This window comes from Terriglobus sp. YAF25 (genome assembly GCF_052113305.1).
Lineage (GTDB): Bacteria > Acidobacteriota > Terriglobia > Terriglobales > Acidobacteriaceae > Terriglobus.
The window spans coordinates 1-1,630 of sequence record NZ_JBFRCY010000877.1; the positions used below are offsets into that span (position 1 = coordinate 1).

A 1,630-nucleotide genomic window follows, 5' to 3' on the forward strand; every position below is an offset into this window, starting at 1 on the left:
GACCGGTACGCTCGTCGCGATTCCCGCGGCGCTCTATGGCTCCGGCCTGCTGCGCAATGATCCTCATCAGCGGGAGACCGGCATTCTGACCGCTGAAGCACTGGTCGACAGCTATGCCGTGCAGGAGGGTATGAAGCTGGTCTTCTGGCGGGAACGGCCGGCGAAGGACAACAGCCGCGGCCTCTTCTTCCAGAGCTCGGCCGGAGTGGACTCGTCGTTCCCGTCAAACCATAGCGTGCTCGCGTGGTCGTCCGCAGCCGTGATCGCCAGTGAGTATAAGTCGCCCTGGGTGCAGGCCGGCGTCTATACGATGGCCACCGGAGTCAGCCTGACGCGCGTGATGGGGCAACAGCACTTTCCGACGGATGTTTTGATCGGCAGCGCGACCGGATGGTTGATTGGACGGTATGTCGTTCATCGCCATCATGGAAGGGCTTATTGAATTTGTATTTTCAAATGGCGCAGTGCATCCGGTTTTCTCCGTGCCGGTACAGATTGGCCCTGCGAAGGATCAAGCGCTGAAGGCGCGTTCCATACCAGCCTGGGGCAACGCCCCAGGTTTTGGATGGTTAAGAAGGCGTGAGGGCTGAAGGCCCGATCTATAATCGCGAATCGCACTATGCCACATCTCTCTGGATGGGATGCTTTGTCAACCAATGAACGGCGCGAATGGAATTGAAGACTCTTATATAGGGCGGGCCTTCAGCCCTTTAATACTGGGTAGGCATTGATACCTGGGGCGTTGCCCCAGGCTGGTATGGAACGCGCCTTCAGCGCTAAATACGCATCAAGGCCGTGCTAACTAGCTTTGCGCCAGATCATCTCGCCTTCCTGTTCGAACTCGTCGTAGGCCTTTCGCAGGCCGAGAAGGATCTCAGCGGTTGTTTTCAAAAGAGCCTGAGCCCTGGGGTCGTTGACTTTCCCGACGTCGTGCCAGGCATAGTCGGCAACACCAGACAACATTGCTTTCAGTTTCGCGGTATGGCGGCGTGGATCATCTTCGCCGTAGAGAACGCGGTGGCTCATGAAAACCTCCGTGAAATGATCAGATGATGTAATCGCCCCAAAACGATGCCCGGTATGTGCGATTTCACACGCATTGCCTAAGCTTGCGCTACGCTGGGTGGGTGCCAAAGACATATCGCGATATCTACTCGGGTCTGGTCCGGCTGCATGTGCTCCATCATGCAAGCCGTGAAGCGATCTATGGTCTGGAAATGATGCGCGAGCTTCGCCATCATGGCTATCGTCTCGGCCCGGGGACGCTCTATCCCCTGCTGCACAGTATGGAAGGGAATGGGCTTCTGCGATCGAAGTTGACCACTGGCCCTGGCCGTCCGCGGCGTGTCTACACTGCCACCGCTGCGGGTAGAAGGGCTTTGAAAGAAGGGCACGAGAAGGTCCGGGAGTTGCTGCGGGAGATGGATGAGGATTAGGAGTGGGACGTAGCGTAGGTATTCGAGCGTAGCTCGAATAAGGTGAGAGAAGCGGGCTTTAGCCCGCTGACAAGAGCCTTATAAAAATGGGCGTTAGCCCCGGGCTTTTTGTTCTTCCAGGCAGAAAAGGCCCAGGGCTAAAGCCCATTTTTTATAGAGCGGATAAACCGTGGGCTGAAGAGTCTGTGTGAGTG

The 1,630-nt window shown here is 56.8% G+C and carries 3 protein-coding genes; 2 read left to right on the plus strand and 1 reads right to left on the minus strand.

From position 1 onward, the window contains the following. On the plus strand, positions 1 to 442 hold a 442-nt coding region (locus AB4043_RS24755; RefSeq protein WP_442308426.1), incomplete at its 5' end, for a phosphatase PAP2 family protein. 356 nt (positions 443 to 798) lie between these two features. On the opposite strand, the gene AB4043_RS24760 is transcribed toward AB4043_RS24755, so the two are convergent. Further along, positions 799 to 1,026 (minus strand): hypothetical protein, encoded by a 228-nt coding sequence (locus tag AB4043_RS24760; protein WP_442303505.1) that lies wholly within the window; start codon positions 1,024 to 1,026, stop codon positions 799 to 801. 101 nt (positions 1,027 to 1,127) lie between these two features. Here AB4043_RS24760 and AB4043_RS24765 point away from each other — a divergent pair, with 101 nt between their 5' ends. After that, complete coding sequence (locus tag AB4043_RS24765) at positions 1,128 to 1,436, plus strand: PadR family transcriptional regulator (protein ID WP_442303506.1); 309 nt, start codon at positions 1,128 to 1,130, stop codon at positions 1,434 to 1,436. Positions 1,437 to 1,630: the final 194 nt, after the last annotated feature.

What these genes read in the sequence shown, in the direction of transcription:
- AB4043_RS24760 (WP_442303505.1), bottom strand. Translation starts at nt 1,026, where the DNA reads ATGAGCCACCGCGTTCTCTACGGCGAAGATGATCCACGCCGCCATACC.